12 protein-coding genes are annotated in these 12,156 nt (G+C 69.3%); 5 read left to right on the forward strand and 7 right to left on the reverse strand.

Features of this window, described 5'->3' with window-relative positions; all coding sequences use genetic code 11:
* Window positions 1-103 precede the first annotated feature (103 nt).
* Both ESP57_RS17805 and ESP57_RS17810 read right to left on the reverse strand, forming a co-directional pair.
* Window positions 104-1,222 (reverse strand): aminotransferase class V-fold PLP-dependent enzyme, encoded by a 1,119-nt coding sequence (locus ESP57_RS17805; RefSeq protein WP_129232429.1) that lies wholly within the window; start codon window positions 1,220-1,222, stop codon window positions 104-106.
* Between the two features lie 70 nt (window positions 1,223-1,292).
* A complete protein-coding gene (locus tag ESP57_RS17810; protein ID WP_056014690.1) occupies window positions 1,293-2,078 on the reverse strand; it encodes an isoprenyl transferase in 786 nt (261 codons plus the stop codon).
* A gap of 73 nt (window positions 2,079-2,151) precedes the next feature.
* On the opposite strand from ESP57_RS17810, the gene trhA reads away from it, so the two are divergent.
* Window positions 2,152-2,955 (forward strand): PAQR family membrane homeostasis protein TrhA, encoded by an 804-nt coding sequence (trhA, locus tag ESP57_RS17815; RefSeq protein WP_243648576.1) that lies wholly within the window; start codon window positions 2,152-2,154, stop codon window positions 2,953-2,955.
* A 77-nt stretch (window positions 2,956-3,032) separates the two neighbouring features.
* On the opposite strand, the gene ESP57_RS17820 is transcribed toward trhA, so the two are convergent.
* A complete protein-coding gene (locus ESP57_RS17820) occupies window positions 3,033-3,344 on the reverse strand; it encodes a hypothetical protein (RefSeq protein ID WP_129232430.1) in 312 nt (103 codons plus the stop codon).
* Between the two features lie 114 nt (window positions 3,345-3,458).
* Here ESP57_RS17820 and ESP57_RS17825 point away from each other — a divergent pair, with 114 nt between their 5' ends.
* Together ESP57_RS17825 and greA are read left to right on the forward strand one after the other, a co-directional pair.
* Window positions 3,459-3,929: a DUF4307 domain-containing protein gene (locus tag ESP57_RS17825; RefSeq protein ID WP_129232431.1), complete on the forward strand. Its 471-nt coding sequence runs from the start codon at window positions 3,459-3,461 to the stop codon at window positions 3,927-3,929.
* An 84-nt stretch (window positions 3,930-4,013) separates the two neighbouring features.
* A complete protein-coding gene (greA, locus tag ESP57_RS17830) occupies window positions 4,014-4,505 on the forward strand; it encodes a transcription elongation factor GreA (RefSeq protein WP_056014696.1) in 492 nt (163 codons plus the stop codon).
* Window positions 4,506-4,542: 37 nt separating this feature from the next.
* Here the strand turns inward: greA and ilvA are convergent, their stop codons facing one another.
* On the reverse strand, window positions 4,543-5,796 hold the full coding sequence (gene ilvA / locus ESP57_RS17835) for a threonine ammonia-lyase (protein ID WP_056014702.1): 1,254 nt from the start codon (window positions 5,794-5,796) through the stop codon (window positions 4,543-4,545).
* A complete protein-coding gene (locus tag ESP57_RS17840) occupies window positions 5,793-7,013 on the reverse strand; it encodes an AI-2E family transporter (RefSeq protein WP_129232432.1) in 1,221 nt (406 codons plus the stop codon). Before ESP57_RS17840 ends, ilvA begins: the two co-directional genes overlap by 4 nt.
* A gap of 104 nt (window positions 7,014-7,117) precedes the next feature.
* Here ESP57_RS17840 and ESP57_RS17845 point away from each other — a divergent pair, with 104 nt between their 5' ends.
* On the forward strand, window positions 7,118-8,329 hold the full coding sequence (locus ESP57_RS17845; RefSeq protein ID WP_129232433.1) for a winged helix-turn-helix domain-containing protein: 1,212 nt from the start codon (window positions 7,118-7,120) through the stop codon (window positions 8,327-8,329).
* A gap of 55 nt (window positions 8,330-8,384) precedes the next feature.
* Here ESP57_RS17845 and ESP57_RS17850 read toward each other — a convergent pair whose 3' ends face one another.
* The gene (locus ESP57_RS17850; RefSeq protein ID WP_165877514.1) at window positions 8,385-10,058 is read right to left on the reverse strand and encodes a serine hydrolase; all 1,674 of its coding nucleotides are present in this window, start codon (window positions 10,056-10,058) and stop codon (window positions 8,385-8,387) included.
* A 202-nt stretch (window positions 10,059-10,260) separates the two neighbouring features.
* Between ESP57_RS17850 and ESP57_RS17855 the strand changes: the two genes are divergently transcribed.
* Window positions 10,261-11,208, forward strand: a complete 948-nt coding sequence (locus ESP57_RS17855) for a hypothetical protein (protein ID WP_056014711.1) — start codon at window positions 10,261-10,263, stop codon at window positions 11,206-11,208.
* Window positions 11,209-11,271: 63 nt separating this feature from the next.
* Here ESP57_RS17855 and ESP57_RS17860 read toward each other — a convergent pair whose 3' ends face one another.
* Window positions 11,272-12,147 (reverse strand): M48 family metalloprotease, encoded by an 876-nt coding sequence (locus ESP57_RS17860; RefSeq protein WP_056014713.1) that lies wholly within the window; start codon window positions 12,145-12,147, stop codon window positions 11,272-11,274.
* Window positions 12,148-12,156 lie beyond the last annotated feature (9 nt).

A 12,156-nucleotide genomic window follows, 5' to 3' on the forward strand; every position in this document is an offset into this window, starting at 1 on the left:
AGCGACACGCGGCGGGTCATCTCACGTTCACATTGCGCCGTGCGCGCATGTCGAAACCCCGCGTTCGTGGAAGCCGTTTCGACGGGCTCCACCCGCAGAGGCGTCAGTAGCTCGCCGCGGTGCCGTACGAGACGAACGCCGCGCGCAGCATGTCGAGCGTCTCGCCCGACGTGGCGGCGTGGACCGACAGGCGGATCCTCCCCTGCCGCATGGTCGCCGTCACGCCGTGGTTGTGCAGTGACGCCGTGAGCAGCGTCACCTGCTCGGTCGGCGGCTCGAGCACCACGATGCCGGCGCGCTCGCGCTCGTCGCGCGAGGAGACGACCGCGATCGCGAACTCGTCGGCGAGCTCGATGGTCTGGCTGACCCGCTCGGCCATCGCGGCGTTGATCGCGTCGACGCCGACCCCGGCGATCTCCTCGAGGCTCGCTGCGAACCTGGCCTCGGCGAGCGGGTCGGGGTTCGACACGCGGTAGGCGCGTGCACCAGATGCCGGCGGCGGCACCTCGCCCCAGGGCTCGTCCTCTTCGGTGCCGGTGAAGCCGGAGAACACGGGGGTCAACTGGTCGAGCGCACGCGGCGACAGGGCCATGAACCCCGTGCCCCAGCCGGCGCGGCACCACTTCTGCCCGCCGGTCAGCACGACGTCGGCCACCTCCCAGGGGGCGTCGACGACGCCGAAGCCCTGGATCGCGTCGACGATCAGCAGCCGATCGCCGATGACCTGGCGGATGCCCTCGATGTCGCAGAGGTAGCCCGAGCGCGAGTCGACGAGGCTCACCGCGACGGCGGCGACGTTCGACTCGAGCTGTTCGCGGATCTGGCCGGGGGTCACCTTGCCGTGGTCGGTCTCGAGCCACACGGGCTGCACGGTGTGCAGCGCCTCCTGGGCGCGCACCGCGGCGATGGGCAGGCTCGGGAACTCGTCGGCCGAGAGCAGCACCCCGCCGGTGAGGCCGAACATCGCGTGCATGATGCCGGTCGTCGTGTTGGGCTGGAAGACGATCTGATCGGCCGGGAACCCGGTGACCGCCGATGCCGCCGCGCGCACCCGGCCGTCTTGCTCGCGGATCTCGTCGAGGCTGCCGTGGCGGGCGCGCTGCAGCACCTGGGTGAAGACGAGCGACTCCTCGGCTGCGGCAGTCGAGAGCGGCCCGACCCGGCCGTAGTCGAGGTATCCGGGTTCCTGGGTGAATCCGGCCGTGAAATCGTCGATGGTCACGTGGTGGTGCCCCCTTCATCGAGGCGGAGTTGATCGGCGCGCATAGTCTCGCAGACGAGGGTGTCGCGAGTCATCCGCCGAATCGGCGATGACGCTTCGTGTAGTCGCGGAGCGCCCGAAGGAAGTCGACCTTGCGGAGGTCGGGGCCGAGTGCCTCGACGAAGTAGAACTCGCTGTGGGCCGACTGCCAGAGCATGAAGTCGCTGAGCCGCTGCTCGCCCGAGGTGCGGATGACGAGGTCGGGATCGGGCTGGCCGCCGGTGTAGAGGTGCTGGCCGATGAGGTCGGGCGTCAGCCGCTCGGCCAGGTCGTCGAGGCTCCGCCCCTCGGCGTGATGCTCGGCCACGATCGAGCGCATCGCGTCGGTGATCTCCTTGCGGCCGCCGTAGCCGACGGCCAGGTTGACGTGCAGTCCGTGCTTGTCGGCGGTGCGGTGCTCTGCGGCGTCGAGGGCAGCGACGAGGGGCACGGGGAGCCCGGCATCCGACCCGACGTGCTGCACGCGCCAGTCGCGGTAGTGCGAGAGCTCCTCGGCGAGCTCCGCGATGATCTCGATGAGGTCCGCGAGCTCGGCGGAGGGGCGGTTGCCGAGGTTGTCGCTCGAGAGCAGGTAGAGGGTGACCGTCTTGATGCCGGCGTCGTCGCACCACTCGAGGAACTCGCGCATCTTCGCCGCGCCCGCACGGTGGCCGTGGGCCGCCGTGTCGTAGCCGAGCTGCTTCGCCCACCGGCGGTTGCCGTCGATGATCATCGCGACATGGCGCGGCATGGCCTCGGGGTCGAGTCCGCGCCGGAGCCGGTTCTGATAGAGGCGGTAGAGGATGCCGCGACCGAGGGGCTGATCGCTCGTCTGCACGGGACTACGCTACCCCTCCGCGGCATCCGACACTCACAGGCGGTCGTGACCGGCGAGGTCCTACGCTGTCAGCATGACCTCGAAGCGCCGGCGCGCATCGCACGATGCCATGGATGAACTCTCCCGCCCCGTCGCGCCCGACGACCCCCAAGACGTGGCCGTCTCGCGGGGCGAGCACGGGCCCGATCTGCCCAACATCCCCCTGCTCGACGACTCGCTCGCACATCCCGAAGAGGTCAAGCCCACGTGGCGCGGCTGGATCCACGCCGGCACCTTCCCCGTCACGATCGTCGCGGGCATCGTGCTCATCGTGCTCGCCGAGGGTGCCCCGGCGAAGTGGGCCTCTGCGGTCTTCGTGCTCTCCTCGATGCTGCTCTTCGGCAACTCGGCGCTGTACCACCGCTTCGACTGGAAGCCCAAGACGAAGCTCCTGCTGAAGCGCATCGACCACGCCAACATCTTCCTGCTGATCGCGGGCACCTACACGCCGCTCGCGGTGCTCGCCCTGCCGCCCGACAAGGGCTGGCTGCTCCTCGGCGTCGTCTGGGCCGGGGCCCTCGCGGGCATCGGCTTCCGCGTGTTCTGGATCGGCGCGCCCCGATGGCTCTACGTGGCGCTCTACCTGCTGCTCGGCTGGGCGGCCGTGATGTACCTCGGCGACCTGCTCGCCGCGAACGCCGCGATGATGGTGCTCGTGATCGTCGGCGGCCTGCTCTACACCGGCGGGGCAATCGTCTACGGGCTGAAGAAGCCGAACCCCTGGCCGGGCGTCTTCGGGTTCCACGAGATCTTCCACGCCTGCACGGTGCTCGCGTTCATGTGCCACTGGACGGCGACGCTGCTCATCGCGATCGCCCCCGTCTACCACGTCGGCTGACGCGGCGATCGACGCAGGTCGAGGAACGAGCGAAACGAGCGTTTCGAGACCCGATCAGCGAGCGTTTCGAGACCCGTTCAGCGAGCGGATGCCTCGTCGGGCCCGTCGTCGGTCGAACCGGGTTCGGCGGGGGGCAGGGTGCCGGAGGCATCCGTCACCTGGCCGTCGGCCTCGGCGATCTCGGCGTCGCGCGCCTCGGCCTCGAGCTGCTCGCGCACCTCGATGCGGTAGTTCGTGCGGCGGATGCGGCGCACCATGTCGAGCACGAGCAGCACCACCACGACCATGATGAGGAACGTGATGACGAAGCCCCAGATGCCGGGCGTCACGGTGTTCGGGTCGAACTCCTCGTCTTCGGCCAGGACGATCAGGGCTGGGACGACGAGCATCGGACTCTCTTTCACGCGTGCGGTGATCCACGCTTGCACTGTCGAGCATCGGCCTGCGCCGGGCGCGTTAGGCTTGAATCCAAGCCTAGACGATCGACCCCCGAGGAGCCTGCGGTGACCACGCCCCAGAACGCAGCGCCCTCGAACTCGGCGCCCTCGAACGCAGCGCCCCCGAACTCAGCACCCGGCGACGGCGCGCTCGACGAGCGCTACGGGCGCACCCGCACGCACCGCACCCGCGATCGCATGCTGCTGATCGGCGGAGCGATCGCCTTCGCGATCGTGCTCGTCGCGTGGGTCGTCTGGGCGGGTCTCGACGGCCAGAAGCCGCAGATCGAGGTCACCGACACCGGCCACCGCCTCCTGAACGAGGACCGGGCCGTCGAGGTCACCTGGACCCTGTCGGTCCCGCCGGGCAACGAGACCGCGTGCGCCGTGCAGGCCTTCAACGAGGACTTCACGGTCGTGGGCTGGAAGATCGTCGAGGTGCCGGCGTCCGATCGGCACCTCCGCAGTCTCACAGAGACGGTACGAGTCGCCCAGGAGGCGAACACCGGTTTGATTTACGGTTGCTGGCTCACCTAACATGGGGCATTCGCTCCGACATCCGTCGGGGCGACACGTCTATACGGAGTGCAGTCGAGGCTGCATGACACGGGAGTGTGCATCATGGCGCAGGACGTCACCGCGACCTGGCTCACCCAGGAGGCCTACGACCGCCTGGCAGGGGAACTCGAGCACCTCTCCACGCACGGCCGCGAAGAGATCGCGAAGCGAATCGAGTCCGCGCGCGAGGAGGGCGACCTCAAGGAGAACGGCGGCTACCACGCCGCCAAAGACGAGCAGGGCAAGATGGAGGCCCGCATCCGTCAGCTGAAGGAACTGCTCCGCACCGCCGAGGTCGGCGAGGCGCCGCAGTCGTCGGGCGTCGTCGAGGCCGGCACCGTCATCACGGCCATCATCGCGGGCGATGAAGAGACGTTCCTGATCGGCAGCCGCGAGATCGCCGGCGACTCCGAGCTCGACGTCTGGAGCACGCAGAGCCCGCTCGGCGCCGCGATCCTCGGCCTGAAGGTCGGCGAGAAGACGAGCTACACCGCGCCCAACGGCCGTGAGATCGATGTCGAGGTCACGAGCGTCGAGACCTGGGGCGGCCAGTAGGCCTGAGGCCTCCTCCGCGACCTGACCGGAACCCCGACTAGTCGTTGTCGACGACGGGCTCGTAGCCGGCTCGGCGCAGCACCTCGACGACCTCGGCCCGGTGGTCGGGACCGCGGGTCTCGATGGAGAGCTTGAGCTCGACCTCCGAGATCTGCAGTCCTGATCCGTGGCGCGTGTGCAGCACCTCGATGACGTTCGCGTTCGCTTCGGCGAGCAGCTCGGCGATGCGGGCGAGCTGGCCGGGACGGTCGGGCATGCCGATGCGGAGCGTGAGGTACCGATCGGATGCCGCGAGCCCGTGCGCGATCACCCGCTGCATGAGGAGCGGATCGATGTTGCCGCCCGAGAGCATCGCGACGACCGGGCCGTCTGAGACGATCTGGCCCGTCATGATGGCGGCGACCGAGACCGCGCCGGCCGGCTCGACCACGAGCTTCGCTCGCTCGAGCAGCACGAGGAGCGCCCTCGCGATGTCGTCTTCGGTGACTGTGACGATCTCGTCGATCGCCTCGCGGATGATCTCGAAGTTCAGCTCGCCGGGCCGGTAGACGGCGATGCCGTCGGCGATGGTCGGCACGACCGGCACCCGCTGCGGCGAGCCGGCGGCGAGCGACGCCACGTAGGGCGCGGCGTTCTCGGCCTGCACGCCGACGATGCGGATCGTGCGGCCGAGCTGGGCGGCGCGCTGCTTGGCGGCGCTCGCGATGCCGGCGGCGAGCCCGCCACCGCCGATGGGCACGATGATGGTGGCGACGTCGGGCGTCTGCTCGAGGATCTCGAGTCCGAGCGTGCCCTGACCCGCGATCACGTCGGGGTGGTCGAACGGCGGGATGATGACGGCGCCGGTCTCGTCGGCGAACACCGCCGCAGCTTCGAGCGTCTCGCCGACGGAGTCGCCGCGGAGCACGACGTCCGCGCCGTAGGCGCGGGTCGCCTCGAGCTTCGGCAGCGCGACCCCGACGGGCATGAAGATCGTGGCGCTGATGCCGAGTTCACGCGCGGCGAACGCGACGCCCTGTGCGTGGTTGCCGGCCGAGGCTGCGACGACCCCGCGTGCGCGTTCCGACTCGGTCAGCGCGGCGATGCGGTGATAGGCGCCGCGGAGCTTGTACGAGCCCGTGCGCTGCAGGTTCTCGCATTTCAGGTGCACGGGCACGCCGAGGAGTTCGGCGAGGAACCGCGAGGACTCCATGGGCGTCTGCCGGGCGACGACGGAGACCACGCCTCGCGCACGCTCGAAATCGGCGAGGCTCGGTCCTGCGATCGTGATCGTGGGCGTCAAGTCGTTCATTCTCCTCGTTTGTAGCCTGGGCGCTGCGGCACCGTGCGCCAGAGCGCCGAACGGGGCGGCGGCGGAGGTGCGGCATCGTTCTTCCACGCGCCGCTCGCGACCGAGAGGATCATGACGTTCACGACCGCGGCGACGGGCACCGCGAAGAGCGCACCGGGGATGCCGGCGAGGAGCGAACCGGTCGCCACCGCGACGACCACGCCGAGCGGATGCACCTTCACGGCGGTGCCCATGATGAGCGGCTGCAGCACGTGGCCCTCGACCTGCTGCACGAGCAGCACGATGCCGAGCATGATGAGCGCGATCACGGGTCCGTTGTAGACGAGGGCGACGAAGACGGCGAGTGCGCCGGTGGCGACCGCACCGACGATCGGGATGAAGGAGCCGAGGAACACGAGGATGGCGATCGGCACCGCGAGGGGGACGCCGAGGAAGAACGCGCCGAGTCCGATGCCGATCGCGTCGATCGTGGCGACGAGGATCTGCACCTTCACGAAGTTCTGGAGCGTCGCCCAGCCGGCATGCCCGGCCCCGTCGATCGCGGCACGGCCGCGACGCGGGAAGATGCCGACGATCCAGTTCCAGATGCCGCGGCCGTCGATGAGGATGAAGAGCGTCGCGAAGAGCGCGAGCAGCATGCCCGCGAGGAAGTGCCCGAGCGTCGAGCTGAGCGAGAGCGCACCGCTCACGAGCACGCTGGAGTCCTGCTGCACCGACGTGATGATCTGATCGACCCAGTCGTTCAGCTGGGCCTCGGTGATGTGGAACGGGCCCTCGAGCAGCCATTCGCGGAACTGGTCCCAGGCGACGAGCGACTGCGCGGCGAGCTCGTCGGAGCCGCGCACGATCTGCGTGATCCCGAGCGTGAGCAGGCCGCCGACCACGATCAGCGCCGAGAGCATGGCGGTCGTGACCGCGAGCCATTTCGGCCAGCGGTGCTTCTGCAACAGGCCGGAGAACGGCACGAGCAGCGCGCCGACCAGCACCGCGACGAGGATCGGGATGACGATGAGCCGCAGCTGGATGATCAGGAAGACGACGACGGCGAGCACTCCGCCGATGAGCAGCATGCGCCACGACCAGCTGGCGGCGAGACGCACGCCGAACGGGATGCTCTCGGTCACGTCGCGCGGCGCAGCCTCCACCGGTGCGGGCGGCTGCGTCTCCGCTGCGCCCCGCGACAATCGGCCCCGTTTCCGCCCCGTGGAGTCCGTCATCGCTCCAGTCTAGGCGCGGCGTATGAACCGGGCGGCATGGGCGACGGATGCCGCGCGCCCCCGCGGCCCTGCGGTGTCGGTCGTGCCCGCTATCGTCGGTGATCATGGTCGACGTCGTCAGCCCCGCCCTCGCCCGTCGCATCGCGCTCGCCGCGCAGGGCTTCTCACGCTCGCTGCCCGAGTCGCCAGGCACGCGCGCCGTCAACGGCGTCATCGATCGTCTCGCGCTGCTGCAGATCGACTCGGTCAACGTGTTCGAGCGCAGCCACTACCTGCCCGCGTTCAGCCGTATCGGCGCGTACGACCGCACCGTGCTCGACCGCATCACGACCGGGCGACGGGGTCGCATGGTCGAGTACTGGGCGCACCAGGCCGCGTACATCCCCCGCGAGCTCTGGCCGCTGTTCGAGTTCCGCCGCGAGGAGTATCGCGCCAAGGGCAGCGATTGGGGCGGATGGGTCACCGAGAATCGCTCGCTCGCCGAGTGGCTCCGAGCCGAGCTCGCGGCCAACGGCCCGATGCGCGCCAGCGAGATCGAGCATGACTCCAACGAGCGCCGGGGCCCCTGGTGGGGCTGGTCCGATGTCAAGCGAACGCTCGAGATGATGTTCCGCACCGGCGACGTCGTGTGCGTCGAGCGGCGCCGCTTCGAACGCGTCTACGCCCTGCCCGAGCAGGCGCTGCCGAGCGAGCTGCTGGGCAGCGCCCCGGCCGAAGCCGACGCCGTTCGCGAACTCGTGGGGCTCGCGGCATCCGCTCAGGGCATCGCGACCGAGGCCGACCTCGCCGACTACTGGCGCATGAAGCGCGCGCCCGTGCGGCAGGCGATCACCGAACTCGAGGAGGCCGGGGTGCTCCTGCCCGTCGAGGTGCCGGGGTGGACGACCGGGGCGCGGCAGACGCCGGCCTGGCTGCACCGCGACGCGAAGCGGCCGCGGCGCATCGAGACGGAGGCGGTGCTCTCACCGTTCGACCCAGTGGTGTGGTTCCGGCCGCGCACCGAGCGCCTCTTCGGCTTCCACTACCGCATCGAGATCTACACGCCCGAGCCCGAGCGCAAGTTCGGGTACTACTCGCTGCCGGTGCTCATCGACGATCGCGTCGTCGGCCGAGTCGACCTGAAGAGCGACCGGCAGGCGGGCGTGCTGCGCGTCCAGTCGGCCTGGAGCGAACCAGGGGCGCCGGCCGAGACCGCTGCACGCCTCGTGCCCGTGCTGCAGCGCGCGGCTGCCTGGCAGGGGCTCGGCGAGGTGAGCGTCACCGGGCGCGGCGACCTCTCCCCCGCACTGGCGTCGGAACTTCGCGCGGCGGCCTGAACAGCGTCGGCCCGAACAGCGTCGGCCTGAACAGCGTCGGCCTGAACAGAGAGGCTCAGCCGGCCCGGGTGAAGACGCCGAGCCCGTTCGGCTCCTGCCCCGGTGCCGGGAACTTGTTGAAGTACGTCAAGGTGACCCCGGTGATCTGCCCGCCCTCGCGGACGAAGACCGCCGAGGAGAGCGATCCGGGGAGCGCGTTCTCACCGGTCGGCACGAAGGACAGCGTGTCGCCGTCCCACGGATCGATCTCGAACGTGTAGCCGCCCTCGGGGCCGAGCGCGCCGGTGAGGGTGCCGTTGTCCTCGGTCACGACGAAGTCGCCGAAGTAGGGGCTCGTATAGGTGCCGACATAGTCGGCGGCCGGACCCGCTGCCGCGCCATCTGCGGGGGGCTCCTCGCCGACGAGGTCGCCCGCCGGGTCGGAGAAGTGCTCGAAGACGCCGGGCCAGAGGTCCAACCAGGGTCGCGTCTCCTCGCCGAACTGAACGAGGTCGACGAACTCCGAGACGACCGCTTCCGGAACCCCCGACGGCGCTCCGTTCGTGAGCACGACGATCCCGAGGTCCAGATCGGGGATCATCGTGGCGTTCGTGGCGGAACCCCACCCGAATGCGCCGGAGTGGCTGATGCTGACGCGGCCGGTCACGGTGGCACCGACGTTCGTGCCGAATCCGTAGTGCGAGGTGCGCGACGTCAGGTCCTTGGCATCGCCGCCGGTGATCGAATGCGCCGAGTAGGTCTTGGCGAGCACGAGCGGGTCGATGAACTCCGCGCCGTCGACCTCGCCGTTCGCGAGCACCATGTTCATCCACTTCGCGATGTCTCCGGCGGTGGAGGCGACACCGCCGGCAGGAGCCTCGGCATCGGCGTCACGGTCGAACAGCTGCTCGTACTGTCCTTCGCCGGTACGGGCGTGCATTGCCGCGCGGTCATCCGCGGCGAGATAGTCGTCGTGGACGGTCGTCGTCGACGTCATGCCGAGCGGCTCGAACAGCAGTTCGTTCGCGGTCTGCGCCCACGTCTGCCCGCGCGACGCCGCGACCGCCTCGCCGCCCACCGTCAGTCCGAAGTTGGAGTACTGGTACGTGTCGCGGAACGACGCCAGCGGAATCTGGTTCATGTGGGCCATGATGTAGTCGACATCGAAGCCGATGTCCTCCAGGTCATCGCCGCCGCCGGTCGGAATGCCGGTGCGGTGCGAGAAGTAGTCGGCGATCTTTCCATGTTCGGTCACGTACGGATCGTTCAGCGCGAAGTCGGGGAGGTATTCGACGACCGGGTCCTCCCACGACAGATCGGCGTCTTCGGTGATGGCTTTCGCAGCGATGCTCGACGAGAGCGGCTTCGACAGCGACGCGATCTGGAAGACGGTATCGACGCTGACGGGCTCCCCGGTCGACACGTCCCGCACACCGTATCCCTCTTCGAACACGACCTCACCGTTCGAGACGACCGCGACGGCCGCGCCGGGCACTCCGGTCTGCTCGAGCGCCTTCTCGATGAACCGGGGAAGCGCATCGACGGCGGCGGCCACTGCCGTGTCGCGATCCGTGTAGAGCTCGACGACGTCTTGATTGGGTGCTTCGCCGAGTGCGACGACGGACCCGCTCGGCGACGGTTCGTCGGTCGTGCCCGCGGTGCAAGCCGTGACTCCCAGCGCGAGTACTGCCACCGCCGTGACGGCGACAACGCGTACCATGCCCTGGTTCGTGCCGCTCTTGCCGTTCATATCGCTGCCCCCGTTGACGATCCGTCGGCGGAGCCATGGCTTCCTCGCTTGTTGCAGACGAAGCCATGGACTCCGGTCCCACAGATCAGTGTGGCTGGACAGAAGCGGACAGAACAACCTCCGCTTCCGGCCATGGCCGCTAGAGGGCGTCCGGATGCGGTCACATGCGCCATGATGGTGTCCACACGCTCCGGAGGTGGACATGGAGGATCGGGCACTACTCGAACTGATCTACCGCAGCCGTCCTGAGACGGTGGCGGAGCTCGCCATCACCGCGCACGCGGATGAGGGCGAGACGGCCGCCGCCGTTGCCCGTCTCGCGCGGACAGGTGCGATCTCGGCGCACGATGGGACGATCGCGTGGGCGACGCCGGCGAGGTGGACGGCCGACGTCGTCGGTCGCGAAGCACGTCTGATGCGGCAGTCGGCGGACGAGGCCGCCTCGCGAATCGAGGCGCTCGTTGCAGACCTTCCGACGCTCCTGCGCCACTGGGCTGTGGGCGAGGCATCCGGCGACATCGTCCCCGTCTTCGTGCGACACGGGCCGCAGGCGGCAGAAGACCTCTGGTTCGACATCGCGCGGGAGCAGAGCGAGTCCGCCTGGTCGGTGCTTCCCGATCTCGGGCGCTATCTGCAGACCGATCCCGCGCGCGCCGGCCGTTTCGCGGAGATGTTCGCGGGCAAGCGATCGGTGCGAGCCATTCTCCCGCGTTCGATGGCAGGGGACGCCCGGCTCGTGGCGATCGCCGAGCGCTACGCTGCCGTCGGGGTGGAGTTCCGCCTTCTCGACGACCTTCCGAGTTGGTTCTGGATCGACGGCGAGGTGCTCGCATTCCCGATCGAGTGGGGCGAGGGCTGGCCGTCGAGCGTGGTCGGTGTCCGCAGCGCGGCGCTCGCCGAGCTGGGCCGATGCCTGTTCCGCGAGCTCTGGCGTCGCGGCGAGCCGATCGGTGGGACGCAGCAGCCGTGGGGGCCGCTTCTTGCGCTGATGAAGCAGGGCGTCACGCTCGACGCGGCATCTCGCAGGCTCGGGATCAACCCGCGAACAGGTCGGCGCCGCATTGCGGCGGCCATGGAGCAGTACGGCGTGTCGACGTTGTTCGCCTTGGGCGCGGCGTGGGCGGCCGACGGGGAGTCCACCGCACGTTGAACTGTGGCGTGCTCGACTGCAGTCGCGTCAGGACCGACGACGAACTCGCGGTGCAGCGAGCGCTCAGAACGCGCCGCCCATCTCCTCGAGCCGCTTGACCCGGTCGGCGATCGGCGGGTGGGTGGCGAAGAGCTTGTCCATGATGCCGGGCTTCAGCGGGTCGGCGATCCAGAGGTGGGCCATCGACGAGTTCTGCCGCTGCATGGGCCGGCCGTACGTCTCGAGCTTCAGGAGCGCCCGCGCGAGCGCGTCGGGGTGACGCGTCGTCATCGCGCCGGTGGCATCGGCGAGGTACTCGCGCTGACGCGAGACCGCGAGCTGCACGAGGCTCGCCACGAGCGGTGCGATGAGCATCGCGACGAGGCCGAAGATCATGACGATCGGGTTGCCGTTGTTGTTGCCCCGGCCGAAGAAGGCCATGCGCACGAGCATGTCCGAGATGAACCCGACGGCGACGACGAGACCGAAGACCACCATCGAGAGACGGATGTCGTAGTTGCGCACGTGCCCGAGTTCGTGGGCCATGACGCCCTCGAGCTCGGCGTCGTCCATGATCTCGAGAAGCCCCGTGGTCGCGGCGACGACGGCGTGCTCGGGGTCACGGCCGGTGGCGAACGCGTTCGGCGCCGGATCGGAGATCACGAACACGCGCGGCATGGGGGTGCCGGTCGTGATCGAGAGGTTCTCGACCGTGCGCCAGAGTCGCGGGTGATCGGCCTTGGAGTGCAGCTCGACCGCTCCCGACATCGAGAGCGCCTGCCGATCGGCCGTGAAGTACTGGAACAGTGCGTACGCTGTGGCGATCACGAGGGTGACCACCACGATCGTGACGTCGTGGTAGATGTACGCCGCCAGCCAGCCCAATCCGCCGATGATGGCGAGGAAGAACAGGACGATGAAGACGGTGTTGCGCTTGTTCTTCGCGATCGCGCGGTACAACGCCGGCCC

The organism is Agromyces fucosus (assembly GCF_004134865.1).
Taxonomy (GTDB): Bacteria; Actinomycetota; Actinomycetes; order Actinomycetales; family Microbacteriaceae; genus Agromyces; species Agromyces fucosus.